Consider the following 19933-nt stretch of genomic DNA (forward strand, 5'->3'; position numbering starts at 1 on the left):
AAGCAAGGAGTTGGCGCGGGGATCAGGCTGCGAACAGCAGCAGCAGCGCGACGAGGAACGAGAAGATGCCGAGCGCTTCGGCAAAGGCCATGCCGATGAACAGCGTCGCGGTCTGCGAGGCGGCGGCCGACGGGTTGCGCAGCGCGCCCGACAGGTAGTTGCCGGCAACGTTGCCCACACCCATCGCGGCGCCGGCCATGCCGATGCAGGCCAGGCCCGCGCCGATGTACTTGCCCCAGTCGGCGGATGCCACGGCGGCGACGACTTCGTTTTCCATGCGTAAAGCTCCTTGAGGGTATGGAAAGGAAATTGGTGGACTGATGCGGACCGCGGCCCGTCAGTGGGCGGGATGCAGCGCGTCCTTCAGGTAGACGCAGGTCAGCATGGTGAACACATAGGCCTGGATGACGGCGACCAGCACTTCCAGCGCGTACATCCCGGTGATGGCGACGATGGTGACCGGCGACACGGCGGCGATCGCGGCAAAGGCGGCGAACACCTTGATGACGGCGTGGCCGGCCATGACGTTGCCCGCAAGTCGGATCGAGTGGCTGACGGGGCGCACGAAGTACGAGATCACCTCGATCACCGCGAGCAGCGGGCGCATCGCCAGCGGCGCGGACTTGACCCAGAAGAGGCCCAGGAAGTCCGACCCGTTCTTAACGAAGCCCAGGATCGTCACGCCGAAGAACACCAGCAGCGCCAGCACCGCCGTCACCGCGATGTGCGAGGTGGTCGAGAACGACATCGGCAGCAGGCCGAGCAGGTTCGCAAACAGGACAAAGCAGAACAGGGTAAAGACGTAGGGGAAGTATTTCAGGCCGTCGCGGCCCGCCACGTCCTCGACGATCTTGTGGACCATGCCGTAGCTCAGCTCGGCCATCGACTGGACCCGCGACGGGATCAGCGCGCGGCCGCGGGTGCCCAGCACGAACAGCGCCGTGATGGCCAGCACCGCGAGCATCAGCCACAGGGTCACGTTCGTCGGCTCGAACCAGCGCAGGCAGCCGTCGGTCACACCCGTCGCGGCGTCGCAGGTGCCGGGCACGATGTCGCGGAACAGCGGCCGGACGATGAACTGGTCCATCGGGTGGAAAACCAGGCCCGTTGCTTCGCCATGCGCTTCAGTCGCCACGCTGCGTCCCCTTCGTCCCTTCCGGCTCTGCCGGCGTTGTCCCTGCCGGCTCTGCCGGCGTTGTCCCTGCCGGCGGTGCCGGCGCAATCTCTGCCGGCTGTCCCGGCGCGGGTTTCGGCGCGCCCGTCATCTCGGCCGCCGTCCGCATCATCGTCTTCACCCCGGCCGCAAAGCCCAGAAGGATGAACAGGACCAGCAGGATCGGCGTGGTGCCGAACAGCTGGTCAAGCCCGTAACCGATGCCGAAGCCGATCCCCAGACCGGCCACCAGCTCGATCACCATCCGCCAGGCCTGGTTGGCCTGCTGGTATTTCTCGCCTTCCCGCGACATCGGTTCCACGCCGCGCGTCCGGGCCAGCCGATCCTCGAGCGCGCGCAGGCGCTCGGCGTCGCGGCGGCGTTCGGCGTCGTGCTGGCGATCCTCTGCCACGCGCGGCATCCCCTGTCGGTTGCGGTGCTGATAGGGGTGCTGCGCGCACGAGTCAACCGGAACGGACGATCTCGTAAGTGGCTGATTTCGTTGGATCGGCGTAAACGGCCAATGCCGCATCCGCTTGCGGACCGGCCGCCGAGCCGTCATCATTCAACCGCACAGTTGAACGTGAAGGCCCCGCCCTGTCCGATCCCGACCCCGGCCCCGACACCCCGCCCCACCGCGCGGCCGAGCTTGACGCCGTCTTTTCGGCGTTGGCCGATCCGACCCGCCGCGCGATCCTGGGCATGCTGCTCGAGGACGACATGGCCGTGACCGACGTGGCCGAGCCGTTCGGGATCAGCCTTGCCGCGATCTCGAAGCATCTGGCCACGCTGGCGGCCGCCGGGCTGATCGTGCAGGAACGGCGCGGGCGGATCACCTGGTGCAAGCTGGACCCGGACGGGATGCGCGCGGCCTCGGTCTGGATGCGCGGGTTCGGGCAGTTCGACCCGGTGGACCTCGACGATTTCGAGCGGTTCCTGGCGGCCGAGCTGCGCGGGCTGGGGTTCGACCCCGACCCGGCGGCTTAGGCGCGGAACGGGCGCTTAAAGCCCCAGAAGCCGCTTGGTCAGGTCGCCCTGCTGGCTCGTCGTCATCCGCTCGGCCGCGACCTCGCCCTTGACGTATTCCAGGATCTCGCGGGTCTGGGCGTCGTCGGGCTTGACCGTCTCGATCGGCAGCGCGCGCAGGACGCGGAGCAGATAGCCCTCGGGGTAGGTGCCGTCGGCGACGGACGCGACCGTGTCCGACAGGCAGGTCTTGATCCCCTCGACCGTGGTCTGCTTTTCGCAGGACTTGGCGATCGACGACGACAGCGTCGATCCGACCGAGGCGGCGGGCGAGGCGTCGTCGCCGTCGGCCGCGTCCATCGCCGTCACCTCGGCCGCGATGCTGCGGTAGCAGGCGGCGTCGTAATCGGCCCCGGCCAGCGCCGTGTCCATTTCATCCGCCGTGTCGCTGTAAAGCGAGTTGAGGGTGGTTGCCGGCGCGAGCCCGTCGCGCAGCAGCGACGTCACCTTGTCGATGTCGGCGCGGCGGGCCTGCAGCGCCGCAAGTCCCGCGCACCCGCCCGCAGCTGCGGCGACGGGCGCCGGGGCCGCGGGCGCGGCGGGCGCCGGTGCGGCCGTCTGGGCGGCCGTCTGGGCGAATCCCGGCGAGGCGGCCGTCAGGACCATGCCAAGAGCCAGGCCGGGTGCCGTGCCGAAAAGATGACGCGAAAGCTTGGACATGGCGTGTTCCTTTGCTGAGCCGGGTGCCGTCGGGACGAAAACCCCGACCGGCACCCGCAGGTTGCATGGAGCGCGCCGCGTCCGCAATCGGGCCGCGCGCGGCCCGACGACCCTCAGACCGCGCGGTCCACCATCATGTGCTTGATCGCACCGATCGCCTTGGCCGGGTTCAGGCCCTTGGGGCAGGTGTTGGTGCAGTTCATGATCGTGTGGCAGCGATACAGCTTGAACGGATCTTCAAGCGCGTCCAGCCGGTCGCCCGTCGCCTCGTCGCGCGAATCGATGATCCAGCGATAGGCGTGCAGCAGGGCCGCCGGGCCAAGATACTTGTCGCCGTTCCACCAATAGGACGGGCACGCCGTCGAGCAGGACGCGCACAGGATGCATTCGTAAAGCCCGTCGAGCTTCTTGCGGTCCTCGATCGACTGGCGCCATTCCTTGGTCGGCGTCGGTGTTTCCGTCATAAGGTACGGGTTCACGCTGGCGTGCTGGGCGTAGAAATGGGTCAGGTCCGGCACCAGGTCCTTGACCACCGGCATGTGCGGCAGCGGGTAGATGCTGATGTCGCCCTTCACCTCGTCGATGCCGTAGATGCAGGCGAGGTGGTTGCCGCCGCCGATGACCATGGCGCAGGACCCGCAGATCCCCTCGCGGCAGGACCGGCGGAAGGTCAGCGTCGGGTCGATCTCGTTCTTGATCTTGATGAGCGCGTCCAGAACCATCGGCCCGCAGCGGTCGAGGTCGATCCAGTAGGTGTCGAGCCGCGGGTTCAGGCCGCTTTCCGGGTCGTAGCGGTAGATGTTGAACCGCTTCAGCCGGGTCGCGCCCTCGGGCTTGGGCCAGGTCTTGCCGACCGTGATGCGGCTGTTCTTGGGAAGCGTAAACTGGACCATGATCCTGTCCTTCGGTCTGCGGGGGCCGGGCACGGGCGCCCGTCCGACATCACGTGGGTCGCGGCCCGGCGGACCGGCCGCCGGTTCGGGTGAGGCGACCGGCGGACACCCCGCCGGCCGTGGAAATCGTCAGCCGCCCCAGCCGGGCTGGCCGGCAAGCGGCGTCACGGGCGCCCGCCCCGACCGCCGCCGGACGCAGGCGTCGAATGCCTGCGACGGCGTGCGGCCCGACAGGTAGTCGGGCGAGAACTCGGTCGACACGCCCAGGCCCGTGCGGCCGCCCGAGCCGATGCCGATCGCGATCGAGGTCCGGGGCGACCGGGCCGACACCGCGTCGTAGAGGCAGTCGCGTTCCGCCTGTTCGACCGGCACCGGGACCGGCGGCGCGCATGCGGCCAACCCTGCAAGCGACAGGGATGCCGCGGCGAGGATGGCCCGCGCGCCCATGTCAGGCGACGGCCACCCGGCCGATGCAGGCGGTCGTGCCCGAACGGCGGACGATGTTAGCGACCGCGTCGGCGGCGCTGGCCTGGCCCGACAGCGTGGACAGGTCCGCGATCTCGGCGTCGGTCGCGTTGTCCAGCACGCACGAGGTGTAGGGCGCGACGTTGCGGCCCGGCAGGCGCTTGGCCATCTCGATGTTGACGACGCGGGTCGCGGCGGCACGCGAGCCGCTGGCGACGCTGGGGGCCGGCGGGGCGACGACGATCGGGGCGGTCGGGACCGGCGTCGGCGCGACGGGAACGGCGGCGACGCAGCCCGACAGGGCAAGCGCGGCCGCGGTCACGGCAAGGAAGGAATGGCGCATCAGTAAACCCTCGCTTTGGGAGCTATCTTCTTCGGATCGATCCCGCCTTCGTCGAGCGTGGTCAGCGGCTCGAGGTGGACGGGGCGGTAGGCCAGTTTGACTTCATTTCCTTCGACCCACGCAAGCGAATGCTTGCGCCAGTTGGCGTCGTCCCGCTCGGGATAGTCCTCGTGCGCGTGGGCGCCGCGCGATTCCTTGCGCGCCTCGGCTGCGACGATGGTCGCAAGCGCATTGGGCATGAGGTTCGTCAGCTCCAGCGTTTCCATCAGGTCGCTGTTCCAGATCATCGTCCGGTCGGTGACGCGCAGGTCGGCCATCTGCGCCGCGATCCGCGACATCTTCTCGACGCCCTCGGCCAGCGTCTTGTCGGTGCGGAACACCGCAGCGTCCGCCTGCATGGTGCGCTGCATGTCGTTGCGCAGCTTGGCCGCGGGCGTGCCGCCGTTCGCGTGGCGCAGCGCGTCAAAGCGCGACAGCGCCCGATCCACCTCGGCCATGTTGGTGCCGGGGATGGATGCCGCGCGGTCGATCACCTCGCCCGCGCGGATCGCCGCGGCGCGGCCGAACACCACCAGGTCGATGAGGCTGTTCGATCCCAGCCGGTTCGCGCCGTGGACCGACGCGCAGCCCGCCTCGCCCACCGCCATCAGGCCGGGGAAGATGCGGTCGGGGTCGTCGGGCGTCGGCGCTAGCACCTCGCCCCAGTAGTTCGTGGGCACGCCCCCCATGTTGTAGTGGACGGTCGGCAGCACCGGGATCGGCTCGCGCGTCAGGTCCACGCCCGCGAAGATCCGCGCGCTTTCGCTGATGCCCGGCAGCCGCTCGTGCAGCGTCTCGGGCGGCAGGTGCGACAGGTGCAGGAAGATGTGGTCCTTTTCGTCGCCGACGCCGCGCCCCTCGCGGATTTCCAGCGTCATGCAGCGGCTGACCACGTCGCGCGAGGCCAGGTCCTTGTAGGTGGGGGCGTAGCGTTCCATGAACCGCTCGCCTTCCGAGTTGGTCAGGTACCCGCCCTCGCCCCGCGCCCCTTCGGTGATGAGGCAGCCCGAGCCGTAGATGCCGGTCGGGTGGAACTGCACGAACTCCATGTCCTGCAGGGGCAGGCCCGCGCGCGCCACCATGCCGCCGCCGTCGCCGGTGCAGCTGTGGGCGCTGGTCGCGCTGAAATAGGCGCGGCCGTAGCCGCCGGTCGCCAGCACCACCATCTTGGCGTTGAAGACGTGGATCGTGCCGTCGTCGAGCTTCCAGCAGACGACGCCGGTGCAGGCGCCGTCGGTGACGATCAGGTCGATCGCGAAGTATTCGATGAAGAACTCGGCCTTTTCCTTGAGGCTTTGGCCGTAGAGCGTGTGCAGGATCGCGTGGCCGGTCCGGTCGGCCGCGGCGCAGGTGCGCTGCACGGGCGGGCCCTCGCCGAACTGGGTCGTGTGGCCGCCGAACGGGCGCTGGTAGATCTTGCCTTCCTCGGTGCGCGAGAAGGGCACACCGTAGTGTTCCAGCTCGTACACGGCCTTCGGCGCCTCGCGCGCCAGGTATTCCATCGCGTCGGTGTCGCCCAGCCAGTCGGACCCCTTGACGGTATCGTAAAGATGCCACTGCCAGCTGTCGGGGCCCATGTTGCCAAGGCTCGCGGCGATGCCGCCCTGGGCCGCGACGGTGTGGCTGCGGGTCGGGAACAGCTTGGTCACGCAGGCGGTCTTGAGCCCCTGCTCGGCCATGCCCAGCGTGGCGCGAAGGCCGGCGCCCCCGGCCCCGACCACGACAACGTCGTAGTCGTGCGTTTCGTACGGATATGCGGCGTTTGCGGACATGAAAGGCCCCTCAGACGATGACGGCGGTCAACGCCATCCGCGCCAGCGCGTAGCCGGCGGCGGCGATGACGGCCCACGCGAAGATTTCGGAAAAGATGATCGCGACCTTGCGCTCGGTATGGCTCAGGTAGTCGTCGATCATGTTCCGGGTGCCCTTCACGAAGTGGTACATGCCCACGATCAGGAACAGCGCGGTGACGATGGCGGGATAGGGCTTGCTGAAATACGCAAGCACGCCCTCGCGGGGCAGGCCGACGGCGCGGCTCATGACCAGCAGGAACGCGGGCGTCAGGATCGCCAGCGCGACCGAGGTCACGGTCAGGACCCAGTGGTGCAGCGTGCCGGTGGACGGGCCCGCGGCCCCGGTGCCCCGGGCGGCCTTCAAGGGGGTGATGTAGCGCATGGGAACCTCGGGTCTCAGGCCAGGAAGAACAGCAGCAGGCTGATGAGCGTGAGGATCACCGACCCCCAGATGATCGCCCAGCTCGACTTCTGCCCCTCGTCGATTTCCAGCATGTGGCCGGCGTCGTAGAAGAAGTGGCGGATGCCGGCGAGAAAGTGGAACCACAGCGCCCACATCGACAGCGCCAGCACGAGGAAGCCGAACCACGACCGCATCACCCAGTCGGCCCAGCCGAAGGCGTGGTCCGAGGTGACGGCGGCCACCAGCCACCAGACGATCAGGATCACGCCTGCGAGCATGGCGTGCCCGGTGATCCGGTTCATGATCGAGGTCACCGCCGAGATCGGCAGCCGGTACACCTGCAGATGCGGGGACAGCGGTCGGTTGCCGCGGGGGATGTCACCCATGGGGCGCTCCTGTCGTTGGCGCCCGGGTCGCGCGGCGCGAGGCGGCGGTACGGGCTGGCTGGGATTGCGGTCGGTCTTAACGCGGTCTTATGGCGGCTGTCACGGCCCTGCGCCAGAGGAATGCGGCAAATCCGTCGGATTGGATCGCGGCGTGATCACCGGTGCCACCATTGCGATCACAAGGTCCGCGCGCACCGCCGCCGCCCGTGATCACGGGCCGGCGCTACTGCTGGCCCAGCTTCATGTCGGGGGCGTATTCGGCCGCGGTTTCTTTCGTAACGGCCTGCCCGCAGCGCATCACGCCGCGCGCCGCGTCGAACGCCATCGTCGGCGGACCGTGAAGCGCCCACCCCTTCGACAGCGCAAGGCTGACCTTGTGGCAGAAATCCGGGGTGTCGTCCTCGGTCAGCAGGCGATAGATCGTGGCCATCGCGGGTCCCTACATGCCGAACGGGTTGGGGCCGAGCCAGCCGTGGATCAGGCCCACGACGACGAACACCACCAGCGTCGCCAGCGCCGACGTCCATTCCTTGCGGATCGGGATCGGGTGCGCGGGCGCGGCCCAGGGGGCGGTGCGGTTGATGACGACGATCTCGACCAGAGCCCACAGCAGCAGCCCGCCGAACAGGATCAGCGACGGCAGGTCGCCGTTCACCAGCAGGTGCGCGGCGGCCCACAGCGAGAAGCCGGTCAGCTGCGGATGCCGGAACCGCGTGCCGATCCGGTTCTTCGACCCCGACGACGCGAACAGGTAGAACGCAACCAGCACCATCAGGTTGTTGATGCCCTTGAGCATCGGCGACGGACCCCACCAGATCGTGCCGGGGTCGGCGGCGCGGTAGCCGATCACCATCAGGATCACCGACAGGATCAGCGCGGCGGCGACGGCCCCCTTGCCGCCCTGCCCCATTCCGGCGCGGGCATGCGGCGCGATGCGCTTGAACAGATGCGCGCCCCACCAAAGCGCGACTCCGAGGATCAGCAGAAACATGGGCGGGTCTTTCCGTGGCTGTTGCGGGCTGCGGCGACTGGTTCGGGCGACGGCAAAAGGCGACTGGTTTGGGCGACTGGTCAAAGGCGACTGGTCGAAGGGTGGGGCCGATGCGGTCCCTACCCCGACAATGCGCCGATCGCGGCCGCGCGGTCCAGTGTCGCGCGCGCGGTTTCGACGTGAAGGTTCTCGACGATGCGGCCGTCCAGCACGGCTATGCCCCACCCCTCGGCCAGGGCCGCGTCGAACGCCTCGATCCGGCGGCGCGACAGCGCGATCTCGTCCTCGGTCGGCGCGAACACCGCGTTCGCGATGTCGATCTGCGCCGGGTGGATCAGGGTCTTGCCGTCGAACCCCATGTCGCGCCCCTGCGCGCATTCGGCGCGCAGCCCGTCCGCGTCGCGAAAGGCGTTGTAAACCCCGTCGAGGATCACCCGGCCCCGCGCGCGCGCCGCCAGCAGGCACATCCCCAGCGCCGGCAGCAAGGGCAGCCGGTCGGCGCGGTCGCGGCAGCCAAGCTCGCGGGCGAGATCGTTCGTCCCCATGACCAGCCCGCCCAGCCGGGGATGGGCCGCGATCGCGGCCGCGTTCAGGACGCCCGCCGCCGTCTCGAGCATCGCCCACAGCGGCGTGCCCGGCACCACCGCCGCGACCGCGTCCAGATCGGCCGGGCCGTTCACCTTGGGAACCAGCACCGCATCGGCCCCGGTCGCGAAGGCGGCCGCGTCGTCGCGGCCCCATTCACTGTCGAACCCGTTGATCCGCACGATCCGCGCACGGTTGCCGTAATCCCGCGCCAGCGCATCCCGCAGCGCACCCCGCGCCGCCGCCTTTTCGGCGGGCGCGACCGCATCCTCCAGATCGAAGATGATGGCGTCGGCGGGCAGGTCGCGCGCCTTGTCCAGCGCCCGCGCGTTCGACGCCGGCAGATATAGCGCCGAGCGGTAGGGTGCCGAGCGGCAGGGTCGTGACTGGTTCATGGGTAATCCCGCTGGTGATCGCGCCAACGCTTGCCGAAATCGCCCCGAGCGGCAAGCGGCGGAACGTTGCCCGATCCCGCGGCACCGCCCCCTTGCGACAGCGAATATTTGTTCAACGCTGCAACGAAGCCGCGGGCGAGCCGTTGATGACCGCGCGGCCGCCACGGCGGTCCCCCAATCTGACCCTGACCCCGAAGGAACCCGGACCATGGCACAGCAGGACAAAGATCTTTCCGATCTTCTCGAACACGGCCTGAAAGACATCTACTACGCCGAAAAGGCGATCTACAAAGCCCTGCCCAAGATGATCGAGGCCGCCGCCGACGAGGAACTGCGCGACGCCATCGCCAGCCACCGCGACGAGACCGAAGGCCAGATCGAGACGCTGGAACGCGTGTTCGAGGCGATGGGCAAGAAGCCCTCGGGCGAGAAATGCGACGCCATCGACGGGATCCTGAAAGAAGGCGACTCGCTGCTGAAGGAGTTCGGCGGCACGGCGGCGGGCGACGCGGCGATCATCTTCGCCTCGCAGGCGGTCGAGCATTACGAGATCACGCGCTACGGCAGCCTGCGCAGCTATGCCGAGCTGCTGGGGCTGGAGGACGTGGCCGACATGCTCAACGACATCCTGGAACAGGAAGTCGCGGCCGACGAGACCCTGTCGGACCTGGCCGAGGACCGCATCAACGAGGATGCGGCGGGCGAGGTGGACGAGGCCGACACCGACGAGGACGAGGAAGAAGCGGACGCCTGATCGCGGCGCCTGCCTGACTGTCCAGCCGACGCGACGGCCCGCCCCACCCGGCGGGCCGTTCGCCGTGGCAGGCCCCGCGCATGTCCGTAACGCGTCGCTTGCGGACGGCCCGGCAAACGACTAACCCGCGACCCAAAGCCAACCATCGGAGGTTTCAATGGCTCGTCCCAAGATTGCCCTGATCGGCGCCGGTCAGATCGGCGGCACGCTGGCGCATCTCGCCGCCATCAAGGAACTGGGCGACGTCGTCCTGTTCGACATCGCCGAGGGCACGCCGCAGGGCAAGGCGCTCGACCTTGCGCAGTCGGGCCCGTCCGAGGGCTTCGACGGTAGCTTCAAGGGCACCAGCGACTATGCCGACATCGCGGGCGCCGACGTGTGCATCGTGACCGCCGGCGTGCCGCGCAAGCCGGGCATGAGCCGCGACGACCTGCTGGGCATCAACCTGAAGGTGATGAAGTCGGTCGGCGAAGGGATCAAGGCGCACGCGCCCGACGCATTCGTCATCTGCATCACCAACCCGCTCGACGCGATGGTCTGGGCGCTGCGCGAGTTCTCGGGCCTGCCGCATGAAAAGGTTGTGGGCATGGCCGGCGTGCTGGACAGCGCGCGCTTCCGCCACTTCCTGAGCCTCGAGTTCGGCGTGTCGATGCGCGACGTGACCGCGTTCGTGCTGGGCGGCCACGGCGACACGATGGTCCCGCTGGTCCGGTATTCGACCGTTGCCGGAATCCCGCTGCCGGATCTGGTCAAGATGGGCTGGACCACGCAGGAGAAACTGGACGCGATCGTCCAGCGCACCCGCGACGGCGGCGCCGAGATCGTGGGCCTGCTGAAAACCGGCAGCGCGTTCTACGCCCCCGCCACCTCGGCGATCGAGATGGCCGAATCCTATCTGCGCGACCAGAAGCGCGTCCTGCCCTGCGCGGCCTTCGTGAAGGGCGCCTACGGGCTTGACGGGATGTATGTGGGCGTGCCCACCGTCATCGGCGCCAACGGGATCGAAAAGGTGATCGAGATCACGCTGAACGACGACGAGCAGGCGATGCTGCAGAAGTCGATCGACTCGGTCAAGGGCCTGGTCGAAGCCTGCAAGGGCATCGACAACTCGCTGGCCTGACTTGGCCTGACTTGGCCTGACACGGCCGAAGCTGGCTGACGAGGGCGCCCCGCGGGGCGCCCTTTTGCGTTTCAGCCCCCCCTGCACCGCGCGCAAGACGAAACGCAGCCGCTCGCAGCCGCTGTGATCACGCCACTGAATGGCGTGATCACAAGCCCGGGTTTTTGCACCCGCTGCCACCGGCGATCCCGCTTCGCGGTTTGCTTTCGTTGCGTAATGTGCGATGTCGCGGCAGATTTTCCAGCGAGGGTTCGGGATGAACATCCATGAATATCAGGCCAAGGCGCTGCTCCAGCAGTATGGCGCCCCGGTCTCGGAAGGGCGTGCCGTCCTGAACGCGGACGAAGCCGAAGCCAAGGCGCGCGAGCTGCCCGGCCCGCTCTGGGTCGTGAAATCGCAGATTCACGCGGGCGGTCGCGGCAAGGGCAAGTTCAAGGAAGCGGAAGCCGGCGAAAAGGGCGGCGTCCGCCTTGCCAAGTCGGTCGAGGACGTGGCCGAGAACGTGCGCCAGATGCTGGGCGCGACCCTCGTCACCCACCAGACCGGCCCCGCCGGCAAGCAGGTGAACCGCATCTACGTCGAGGACGGCTCGGACATCGAGCGCGAGCTGTATCTTGCGCTGCTGGTCGATCGCGCCTCGTCGCGGATCAGCTTCGTCGCCTCGACCGAAGGCGGCATGGACATCGAGGAAGTGGCCCACGCCACCCCCGAGAAGATCGTCGATTTCTCGGTCGATCCCGCGTCCGGCCTGTCGGACTTCCACGGCCGCCGGGTGGCCTTCGCCCTCGGGCTGGAAGGCGACCTGGTCAAGCAGTGCGTCGCGCTGGTCAAGCTGCTCTTCAAGGCCTTCGTCGAGAAGGACATGGAGATGCTCGAGATCAACCCGCTGATCGTGACCACGCAGGGCCAGCTGAAGGTTCTGGACGCCAAGGTCAGCTTCGACAACAACGCGCTGTACCGCCAGAAGGACGTGTCCGCGCTGCGCGACGAGACCGAGGAAGACCCCAAGGAACTCGAGGCGTCGAAATACGACCTGAACTACATCGCGCTGGACGGCGAGATCGGCTGCATGGTGAACGGCGCGGGCCTTGCGATGGCCACGATGGACATCATCAAGCTGTACGGCGCCGAGCCCGCGAACTTCCTGGACGTCGGCGGCGGCGCGACCAAGGAAAAGGTCACCGAGGCGTTCAAGATCATCACCAGCGATCCGAACGTGAAGGGCATCCTGGTCAACATCTTCGGCGGCATCATGCGCTGCGACATCATCGCCGAAGGCATCATCGCCGCGGTGAAGGAGGTCGGGCTGCAGGTCCCGCTGGTCGTGCGGCTTGAGGGGACGAACGTCGAGCTGGGCAAGAAGATCATCGCCGAAAGCGGCCTGAACGTGATCGCGGCGGACGACCTGCGCGACGGGGCCGAGAAGATCGTGAAGGCGGTCAAGGGGTAACGACCGGTGACAGGTTTTCTGATCCTTGCTGCCATTCTGCTTTTTGCAGTTGCGAGCGTGCTTGCGCCTGCCTGGGCTGCGCGGAAAGGTCAGAAAACCTTTGTTCTCGCTGTCGCGGTTGCTTGTGCGTTGCCGGTCTTCCTGATGATTTACGCCGTCTGGTTTCATCAGCGCTTGGCGGAATGCATTGACGCCGGCGACGGAACCAGAATCCCCGAAGGCTGCGAATCCGCGGGCGACGTGGGCGTGTATCTAGGCGGATACCTGGGAACGTTCCTGCTAGGTGCCGTTCTGATATCGTCCCTCATTGCAGATCGACGCGCGCGACGGGCGCGCGGGGTCAAGACAATATCGTCCGTCGCGTCCTGAGGATCGCGCCGTGAACGTTTCCAGCGAACAGGAGCCGTAATGACCATTCTCGGCGACAAAAAAACCAAGGTCATCACCCAGAGCATCACCGGCTCGCAGGGAACCTTCGACACCAAACCGGCGGCGAGGCAGTATCGTGAAGGCGGTGAAGGGATGAACAGAGCCGTGAAGGCGCATCACCAATGAAGAAAAGGACATCCTTCCATCGCCTCGGAGGTGCCGTGGCCATGGCGGCTCTGTCGTCCGTCGCCTTGGGGGCTGCCCCGGCTGCCGCTGCGGCAGAGGATACGCGGTTGGGCAAGTTCGTCACATACGTGTTCGTGGCGTGCGGCGGGTTTGTCGATCTCGGCGACATCGGCGAAATCCATATGGTGACCGACGCCGTAGGCATCCCTGAGGTCGAACCGAACGTATGGTTCGAGGAAAAGGCCGATATCGCCATTGTCGTGGAGCGCGAGGATCCGAACGACCCGGTCTGTGCCGTCTACATGTCCGGCGCCGACGCGAAGCGCGCGGTCCAGACCTTCGACGATTTTGTCGCGGCATCTGACGGCACGATCGCTCCGGCCGAGGTCAGCGTTACGCCCGGAACCCCTGTCCCGCTCGCCGTTTACACCTTCGAAACCGAAGGTGGGGAAACGGGGATGATCGTTCTGTGGGAAGATGTCGACGTGGCCGGTAAGCTAATCGTCAAGGTCCAACGGCGCCTTGGCACAGACATGGTGTCGTGAAGGGCATCATATAGACAATTTGGAAGATCGCCGCGATCGGAAGCATTCTGGTTGTCGCCGCCTGTGCCGCGACGATCCACTGACGGAACCAAGCAAGCCAAGGAGACGCCGCACATGGCCATTCTCGTCGACAAGAACACCAAGGTCATCACCCAGGGCATCACCGGCTCGCAGGGGACCTTCCATACCGAACAGGCGATCGCCTACGGCACGCAGATGGTCGGCGGCGTGACCCCCGGCAAGGGCGGCACGACGCATCTGGACCTGCCGGTCTACAACTCGGTCCACGAGGCGGTGGAAAAGACCGGCGCCAACGCCTCCGTCATCTACGTCCCCCCGCCCTTCGCCGCGGACTCGATCCTGGAAGCGATCGACGCCCAGGTGCCGCTGATCGTCTGCATCACCGAAGGGATCCCGGTCCTTGACATGATGAAGGTCAAGCGCGCGCTCGAAGGGTCGTCCTCGCGCCTGATCGGGCCGAACTGCCCCGGCATCATGACGCCGGACGAATGCAAGATCGGGATCATGCCCGGTTCGATCTTCAAGCGCGGCCGCGTCGGCGTGGTCTCGCGGTCGGGCACGCTGACCTACGAGGCGGTGAAGCAGACCTCGGACGTGGGCCTGGGCCAATCGTCGGCCGTCGGCATCGGCGGCGACCCGATCAAGGGGATGGAACATATCGACGTCCTCGAGATGTTCCTGGCCGACCCTGAAACCGAGTCGATCATCATGATCGGCGAGATCGGCGGCGCGGCCGAGGAAATGGCGGCGCAGTTCCTGGCCGACGAGAAGAAGGCCGGGCGCTGGAAGCCCACCGCGGGCTTCATCGCGGGCCGCACCGCCCCACCCGGCCGCCGCATGGGCCATGCCGGCGCGATCGTGTCGGGCGGCAAGGGCGACGCGGAAAGCAAGATCGAGGCGATGAAGGCCGCGGGCATCGTCGTCGCCGACAGCCCGGCGGGTCTCGGCGAGGCCGTGCTGAAGGCGATGGGCCGGTAAGGTGATGACCGCGCGCCGCTTCCGGGCGGGTCCGGGGCGGCGCGAGGCGGAAAACGATGAGAACATGACGGACTTCGCACGCCCCTATCGGTTGCCCCCGCGCATCAGCATGGCGGATGCGGTGCGGCGCTGCCTGCGGAGCTATGTAAAGTTCTCGGGCCGCGCGCCGCGGGCCGAGTTCTGGAAGTTTGTTCTTGTAGGGCTGGTCGCATTCTGGCTCGCGGTCTGGATGGACAGGTCCGTGCGGGACACACCTCTGTTCCGCTTCGTCATGGAGTTTCCTCGCACCAGCTTCGTGTTCATGGTCCCCGGCTTCGCCTCCGCGCTGGTGACGATCATCTTCTTCATGCCTGTTCTTTCGGCTGCGGCGCGCAGGCTTCACGATGCTGGCTTCTCCGCCTTGTGGCTGTCGCTGACCGTCGCCCCACCGCTCCTTCTCCTGGCGAGCGGGGGCGTCGGCTTGGTTCTCGGAACGGCGCCGCCTTTATCGCTGCTCCTTCTCGTGTTCTTCGCACCGCCACTTATCCTCGGGCTGATGCTTGCCGCGCCATCCCAGCCCGCCCCGAACCGCTTCGAACCCAATCCCCTCGAGGTCACCCAATGAACGACCAATCCCCCAACGACGCTTTCCGCGACAGCTCCTTCCTGCAGGGCGCGAACGCGGCCTATGTCGAGCAGCTCTACGGCCAGTGGGCGAACGATCCGGCGGCGGTTGATGCCGCCTGGGACGAGTTCTTCCGGGGTCTGGGCGACGAGCAGACGGCCGTCACGCGCGAGGCGTCGGGGGCGAGCTGGGCGCGGGCCGACTGGCCGCCGATGCCATCGGATGAAAACACCGCCGCGCTGACCGGCGAATGGCCGATGGCGTCCGAGGCCGTCGCCAAGGAGGCGATCAAGAAGATCACCGAAAAGGCCGACGAAAAGGGCGTCACCGCGACCGAGGAACAGCTGCGCCGCGCGGTCCTCGACAGCATCCGCGCGATCATGCTGATCCGCGCCTACCGGATCCGGGGCCACCTGTTCGCGGATCTCGACCCGCTGGGGATGCGCGAGATGCCGCCCCTGGGCGAGCTTGACCCCGCGACCTACGGCTTCAACGCCTCGGACATGGACCGGCCGATCTTCATCGACAACGTGCTGGGCCTGCAGGTCGCCTCGATCCGCCAGATCGTCGAGCTGATGAAGCGCACCTATTGCGGCACCTTCGCGCTGCAATTCATGCACATCTCGGACCCCGAGCAGGCATCGTGGCTGAAGGAGCGGATCGAAGGCTACGGCAAGGAGATCGGCTTCACCCAGGAAGGCCGCAAGGCGATCCTGAACAAGCTGGTCGAGGCCGAGGGCTTCGAGAAGTTTCTGCACGTCAAGTACATGGGCACCAAGCGCTTCGGGCTGGACGGCGGCGAGGCGCTGATCCCGGCGATGGAACAGATCATCAAGCGCGGCGGCGCGCTGGGGGTCAAGGAAGTCACCATCGGCATGCCCCACCGCGGCCGCCTGTCGGTGCTGGCCAACGTCATGGGCAAGCCGTTCCGCGCGATCTTTCACGAGTTCCAGGGCGGCAGCTACAAGCCCGAGGACGTGGACGGGTCGGGCGACGTGAAATACCACTTGGGCGCGTCGTCGGACCGTGAGTTCGACGACAACACCGTCCACCTGTCGCTGACCGCGAACCCCAGCCACCTCGAGGCGGTGAACCCGGTCGTGCTGGGCAAGGTCCGCGCCAAGCAGGACCAGCTGAACGACACCGCCGACCGCACCTCGGTCCTGCCGATCCTGCTGCATGGCGACGCGGCCTTCGCGGGCCAGGGCGTGGTCGCCGAATGCCTGCAGCTGTCGGGCATCCGCGGGCACCGCACCGGCGGCTGCATCCACATCGTCGTGAACAACCAGATCGGCTTCACCACCGCGCCGAGCTTCAGCCGCACCTCGCCCTATTGCACCGACATCGCGCTGATGGTCGAGGCGCCGATCTTCCACGTGAACGGCGACGACCCCGAGGCGGTCGTGCACGCCGCGCGCGTCGCGACCGAGTTCCGGCAGAAGTTCCACAAGGACGTGGTGCTGGACATCATCTGCTACCGCCGCTTCGGTCACAACGAAGGCGACGAGCCGATGTTCACCAACCCGGCGATGTACAAGCAGATCAAGGGTCACAAGACCACGCTGCAGCTTTACACCGACCGGCTGGTCAAGGACGGCCTGATCCCCGAGGGCGAGATCGAGGACATGAAGGCCGCGTTCCAGGCCCACCTGAACGAGGAGTTCGAGACCGGCAAGAACTTCAAGCCCAACAAGGCCGACTGGCTGGACGGCAAGTGGTCGGGGCTGGGGCCGGAAAGCAAGGAATACGTGCCGGGCGACACCGGCATCGCGCCCGAGACGCTGGCCCAGATCGGCGCGGCGCTGACCCGCGTGCCCGACGGCATGGACATGCACAAGACCGTGACGCGGCTTCTGGAGGCCAAGCGCGGCATGTTCGACAGCGGCGCGGGCTTCGACTGGTCCACCGGCGAGGCGCTGGCCTTCGGGTCGCTGCTGGTCGAAGGGCACGCGGTGCGCCTGTCGGGCCAGGATTCCACCCGCGGCACCTTCAGCCACCGCCATTCCGCCTTCGTGGACCAGACGACCGAGGAACGGTACTACCCGCTCAACGCCATCCGCGAGGGGCAGGCGCGCTACGAAGTCATCGACTCGATGCTGTCGGAATACGCGGTGCTGGGCTTCGAATACGGCTATTCGATGGCCGAACCGAACGCCCTGACCCTGTGGGAGGCGCAGTTCGGCGACTTCGCCAACGGCGCGCAGATCATGTTCGACCAGTTCATTTCGTCGGGCGAGAAGAAATGGCTGCGGATGTCGGGCCTCGTGATGCTGATGCCGCACGGGTACGAGGGTCAGGGGCCGGAACACTCGAGCGCGCGTCTGGAACGCTGGCTGCAGATGTCGGCCGAGGACAACTGGATCGTCGCCAACCTGACGACGCCCGCCAACTATTTCCACATCCTGCGCCGCCAGCTGCTGCGCAAGTTCAGGAAGCCGCTGGTGCTGATGACGCCCAAGTCGCTGCTGCGCCACCCGGCCGCCGTCAGCACCGTGGACGAGTTCGCGACCGGCTCGACCTTCCACCGGGTGCTGCCGGACGACGCCGAACGCGGCAAGTCGGACTTCGAGCTGGCGCCCGACGACAGGATCCGCCGCGTCGTGATCTGCTCGGGCAAGGTCTATTACGATCTGCTGGCGGCACGGAACGAAGCGGGCTTGAGCGACGTCTATCTGCTGCGGCTGGAACAGTTCTACCCGTTCCCGAACCAGACGCTGTCGAAGGAACTGGACCGGTTCAAGGACGCCGACATGATCTGGTGCCAGGAAGAGCCCAAGAACCAGGGCGGCTGGTCGTTCGTCGAGCCGAACCTTGAATGGGTGCTGGACCGCATCGGCGCGCGCTGCAAGCGCGCCGTCTATGCCGGGCGCAGCGCGATGGCATCGCCCGCGACCGGGCTCGCGTCGCGCCACAAGGCTGAACAAGAAGCGCTGGTGACCGCCGCGCTCGGACTGGAGAAGCAAGCATGACCACCGAAGTCCGCGTCCCCGCCCTGGGTGAAAGCGTTACCGAAGCCACCGTGGCGACCTGGTTCAAGAAGCCGGGCGACAGCGTCGCCGTGGACGAGATGCTGTGCGAGCTGGAAACCGACAAGGTGACGGTCGAGGTCCCCTCGCCCGCCGCCGGCGTCCTGGCCGAGATCGTCGCGGCCGAAGGCACGACCGTGGGCCCGAACGGGCTTCTGGCGCAGATCGGCGAGGCGGGTGCCGAAACCGCCCCCGCCCCCGCCGCCGCTTCTGCCGCCCCTGCGGCAGAACCCGCGGCCGACCCGCAACCCGCAGCGACGCCGGGCAAGGCGGCGGCCGCGGCGGCCCAGCCTGCCCCGCAGGCGGCCGCGCAACCTGCCACCCAGCCTGCTGCATCTGGCGCGGCCGGGTCCGGCAAGTCGGTTGACGTCATGGTCCCCTCGCTCGGCGAAAGCGTGACCGAGGCGACGGTGGCCACCTGGTTCAAGAAGGCCGGCGACAGCGTCACCCAAGACGAGATGCTGTGCGAGCTGGAAACCGACAAGGTATCGGTCGAGGTTCCGGCGCCCGCATCCGGCATCCTGGCCGAAATCCTGGCCGAGGAAGGCGCGACCGTGGACGCCAAGGCCAAGCTCGCCGTCATCACCGAGGGCGCGGCGGGCGGCCAGTCCGCTGACGCCGGCGCCTCCGACACTGGAAAGGCCGCTGAGGGCAAGGCCGCCGGGGGCAAGGCCGTCGAAGCAGGTGTCGGCGGGTCCTACGAAGAGGGCCGTCAGGGCGGCAACCCCGTCGGCTCGGCCGCAGGGGCCGAGGATGGCGTAACCGCGGGCGAGGTCGAATCCCCCGGCGCCGGTCCCGAACAGATGCTGCCGCGCGCGGGCGGGCGCACCGATATCGAGGACGCGCCGTCGGCGAAGAAGGCGATGGCCGAAAAGGGCGTCTCGCGCGACCAGGTGCAGGGATCGGGCAAGGACGGCCGGGTGATGAAGGAAGACGTGGCGCGCGCGGGCACCCAGGCCCCCGCCCCCGCCGCGCAGCAGGCTTCACCGGCCCCGACCGCCGCCCCGGCGCAGGCGCCCCGCGCGCCGTCCAGCGCCGAGGATGCCCGGCGCGAGGAGCGGGTGAAGATGACCCGGCTCCGCGCCACCATCGCCCGCCGCCTGAAAGACGCCCAGAACACCGCCGCGATGCTGACCACCTATAACGAGGTGGACATGTCGGCGATCATGGACCTGCGCGGCGAGTACAAGGACGCCTTCGAGAAGAAGCACAAGGTGAAGCTCGGCTTCATGTCGTTCTTCGTGAAGGCCTGCACCCACGCGCTGAAGGAAGTCCCCGAGGTCAACGCCGAGATCGACGGCCAGGACGTGGTCTACAAGAACTTCGTCCACATGGGCGTCGCGGTGGGCACGCCGACCGGGCTGGTGGTGCCGATCGTGCGCGACGCCGACCAGAAGTCGTTCGCACAGATCGAAAAGGAAATCGGCGAGCTTGGCGCGCGGGCGCGCGACGGCAAGCTGACCATGGCCGACATGCAGGGCGGCACCTTCACGATCTCGAACGGGGGCGTCTACGGCTCGCTCATGTCCTCGCCGATCCTGAACCCGCCGCAGTCGGGGATCCTCGGGATGCACAAGATCCAGGACCGCCCGGTCGTGGTGAAGGGCGAGATCGTGATCCGGCCGATGATGTATCTGGCGCTCAGCTACGACCACCGGATCGTGGACGGCAAGGGCGCGGTGACGTTCCTCGTGCGCGTGAAGGATGCGCTGGAGGACCCGCGCCGGCTGCTGATGGACCTGTGATCC

General features: G+C 67.6%; 24 protein-coding genes. 11 read left to right on the forward strand and 13 right to left on the reverse strand.

Annotated elements, in window-relative coordinates:
- Positions 1-22 precede the first annotated feature (22 nt).
- Genes FNF32_RS01465 through FNF32_RS01475 form a run of 3 tightly spaced genes read right to left on the reverse strand, consistent with a single transcriptional unit; the run spans position 23 to position 1574 of the window.
- Positions 23-277: a F0F1 ATP synthase subunit C gene (locus FNF32_RS01465; RefSeq protein ID WP_131675473.1), complete on the reverse strand. Its 255-nt coding sequence runs from the start codon at positions 275-277 to the stop codon at positions 23-25.
- A 60-nt stretch (positions 278-337) separates the two neighbouring features.
- Positions 338-1087 (reverse strand): F0F1 ATP synthase subunit A, encoded by a 750-nt coding sequence (locus tag FNF32_RS01470; protein ID WP_131675475.1) that lies wholly within the window; start codon positions 1085-1087, stop codon positions 338-340.
- A 37-nt stretch (positions 1088-1124) separates the two neighbouring features.
- Complete coding sequence (locus FNF32_RS01475; protein ID WP_185961815.1) at positions 1125-1574, reverse strand: AtpZ/AtpI family protein; 450 nt, start codon at positions 1572-1574, stop codon at positions 1125-1127.
- A gap of 176 nt (positions 1575-1750) precedes the next feature.
- Here FNF32_RS01475 and FNF32_RS01480 point away from each other — a divergent pair, with 176 nt between their 5' ends.
- Positions 1751-2140 (forward strand): ArsR/SmtB family transcription factor, encoded by a 390-nt coding sequence (locus FNF32_RS01480; RefSeq protein ID WP_131675476.1) that lies wholly within the window; start codon positions 1751-1753, stop codon positions 2138-2140.
- Between the two features lie 15 nt (positions 2141-2155).
- Here the strand turns inward: FNF32_RS01480 and FNF32_RS01485 are convergent, their stop codons facing one another.
- The 10 genes from FNF32_RS01485 to FNF32_RS01530 all read right to left on the reverse strand — a co-directional run bounded on the left by FNF32_RS01485 (position 2156) and on the right by FNF32_RS01530 (position 9132).
- Positions 2156-2839, reverse strand: a complete 684-nt coding sequence (locus tag FNF32_RS01485; protein WP_143796446.1) for a hypothetical protein — start codon at positions 2837-2839, stop codon at positions 2156-2158.
- A 113-nt stretch (positions 2840-2952) separates the two neighbouring features.
- Positions 2953-3732: a succinate dehydrogenase iron-sulfur subunit gene (locus tag FNF32_RS01490; protein WP_131674630.1), complete on the reverse strand. Its 780-nt coding sequence runs from the start codon at positions 3730-3732 to the stop codon at positions 2953-2955.
- 129 nt (positions 3733-3861) lie between these two features.
- Complete coding sequence (locus FNF32_RS01495) at positions 3862-4179, reverse strand: hypothetical protein (protein ID WP_131674631.1); 318 nt, start codon at positions 4177-4179, stop codon at positions 3862-3864.
- Position 4180: 1 nt separating this feature from the next.
- Entirely contained in the window at positions 4181-4540 is a 360-nt protein-coding gene (locus FNF32_RS01500; RefSeq protein ID WP_131674632.1) for a hypothetical protein, read from the reverse strand.
- Complete coding sequence (gene sdhA / locus FNF32_RS01505) at positions 4540-6351, reverse strand: succinate dehydrogenase flavoprotein subunit (protein ID WP_131674633.1); 1812 nt, start codon at positions 6349-6351, stop codon at positions 4540-4542. The genes FNF32_RS01500 and sdhA overlap by 1 nt, the downstream gene beginning before the upstream one ends.
- 10 nt (positions 6352-6361) lie before the next feature.
- Positions 6362-6754, reverse strand: coding sequence for a succinate dehydrogenase, hydrophobic membrane anchor protein (gene sdhD, locus FNF32_RS01510; RefSeq protein ID WP_131674634.1), 393 nt, complete (start codon positions 6752-6754; stop codon positions 6362-6364).
- A gap of 14 nt (positions 6755-6768) precedes the next feature.
- Positions 6769-7161, reverse strand: coding sequence for a succinate dehydrogenase, cytochrome b556 subunit (gene sdhC, locus FNF32_RS01515; RefSeq protein WP_131674635.1), 393 nt, complete (start codon positions 7159-7161; stop codon positions 6769-6771).
- Positions 7162-7384: 223 nt separating this feature from the next.
- Positions 7385-7591, reverse strand: a complete 207-nt coding sequence (locus FNF32_RS01520; protein WP_131674636.1) for a DUF1737 domain-containing protein — start codon at positions 7589-7591, stop codon at positions 7385-7387.
- A gap of 9 nt (positions 7592-7600) precedes the next feature.
- The gene (locus tag FNF32_RS01525) at positions 7601-8152 is read right to left on the reverse strand and encodes an NnrU family protein (protein WP_131674637.1); all 552 of its coding nucleotides are present in this window, start codon (positions 8150-8152) and stop codon (positions 7601-7603) included.
- Positions 8153-8271: 119 nt separating this feature from the next.
- Positions 8272-9132 carry an HpcH/HpaI aldolase/citrate lyase family protein gene (locus FNF32_RS01530; protein WP_131674638.1) on the reverse strand — a complete coding sequence of 287 codons (861 nt, stop codon included), beginning with the start codon at positions 9130-9132 and terminating at the stop codon, positions 8272-8274.
- Positions 9133-9340: 208 nt separating this feature from the next.
- Between FNF32_RS01530 and FNF32_RS01535 the strand changes: the two genes are divergently transcribed.
- The 10 genes from FNF32_RS01535 to odhB all read left to right on the forward strand — a co-directional run bounded on the left by FNF32_RS01535 (position 9341) and on the right by odhB (position 19930).
- Entirely contained in the window at positions 9341-9886 is a 546-nt protein-coding gene (locus FNF32_RS01535) for a YciE/YciF ferroxidase family protein (protein ID WP_143796447.1), read from the forward strand.
- Positions 9887-10043: 157 nt separating this feature from the next.
- Positions 10044-11006, forward strand: a complete 963-nt coding sequence (gene mdh / locus FNF32_RS01540; protein WP_131674640.1) for a malate dehydrogenase — start codon at positions 10044-10046, stop codon at positions 11004-11006.
- A gap of 256 nt (positions 11007-11262) precedes the next feature.
- Positions 11263-12456 carry an ADP-forming succinate--CoA ligase subunit beta gene (sucC, locus tag FNF32_RS01545; protein ID WP_131674641.1) on the forward strand — a complete coding sequence of 398 codons (1194 nt, stop codon included), beginning with the start codon at positions 11263-11265 and terminating at the stop codon, positions 12454-12456.
- 6 nt (positions 12457-12462) lie between these two features.
- The gene (locus FNF32_RS01550) at positions 12463-12825 is read left to right on the forward strand and encodes a hypothetical protein (RefSeq protein ID WP_131674642.1); all 363 of its coding nucleotides are present in this window, start codon (positions 12463-12465) and stop codon (positions 12823-12825) included.
- A 39-nt stretch (positions 12826-12864) separates the two neighbouring features.
- Positions 12865-13011, forward strand: a complete 147-nt coding sequence (locus tag FNF32_RS15230) for a hypothetical protein (RefSeq protein WP_185961816.1) — start codon at positions 12865-12867, stop codon at positions 13009-13011.
- Positions 13012-13052: 41 nt separating this feature from the next.
- On the forward strand, positions 13053-13556 hold the full coding sequence (locus tag FNF32_RS01555) for a hypothetical protein (protein ID WP_143796448.1): 504 nt from the start codon (positions 13053-13055) through the stop codon (positions 13554-13556).
- Between the two features lie 114 nt (positions 13557-13670).
- Complete coding sequence (sucD, locus tag FNF32_RS01560; protein WP_131674644.1) at positions 13671-14555, forward strand: succinate--CoA ligase subunit alpha; 885 nt, start codon at positions 13671-13673, stop codon at positions 14553-14555.
- Between the two features lie 4 nt (positions 14556-14559).
- Positions 14560-15159 (forward strand): DUF805 domain-containing protein, encoded by a 600-nt coding sequence (locus tag FNF32_RS01565; RefSeq protein ID WP_131674645.1) that lies wholly within the window; start codon positions 14560-14562, stop codon positions 15157-15159.
- On the forward strand, positions 15156-18128 hold the full coding sequence (locus FNF32_RS01570) for a 2-oxoglutarate dehydrogenase E1 component (RefSeq protein WP_131674646.1): 2973 nt from the start codon (positions 15156-15158) through the stop codon (positions 18126-18128). The genes FNF32_RS01565 and FNF32_RS01570 overlap by 4 nt, the downstream gene beginning before the upstream one ends.
- Positions 18125-19930 carry a 2-oxoglutarate dehydrogenase complex dihydrolipoyllysine-residue succinyltransferase gene (gene odhB / locus FNF32_RS01575; RefSeq protein ID WP_131674647.1) on the forward strand — a complete coding sequence of 602 codons (1806 nt, stop codon included), beginning with the start codon at positions 18125-18127 and terminating at the stop codon, positions 19928-19930. Before FNF32_RS01570 ends, odhB begins: the two co-directional genes overlap by 4 nt.
- The last annotated feature ends 3 nt before the right edge of the window (positions 19931-19933 follow it).

It is taken from the genome of Paracoccus marinus (assembly GCF_007018965.1).
Classification (GTDB): Bacteria; Pseudomonadota; Alphaproteobacteria; order Rhodobacterales; family Rhodobacteraceae; genus Paracoccus; species Paracoccus marinus.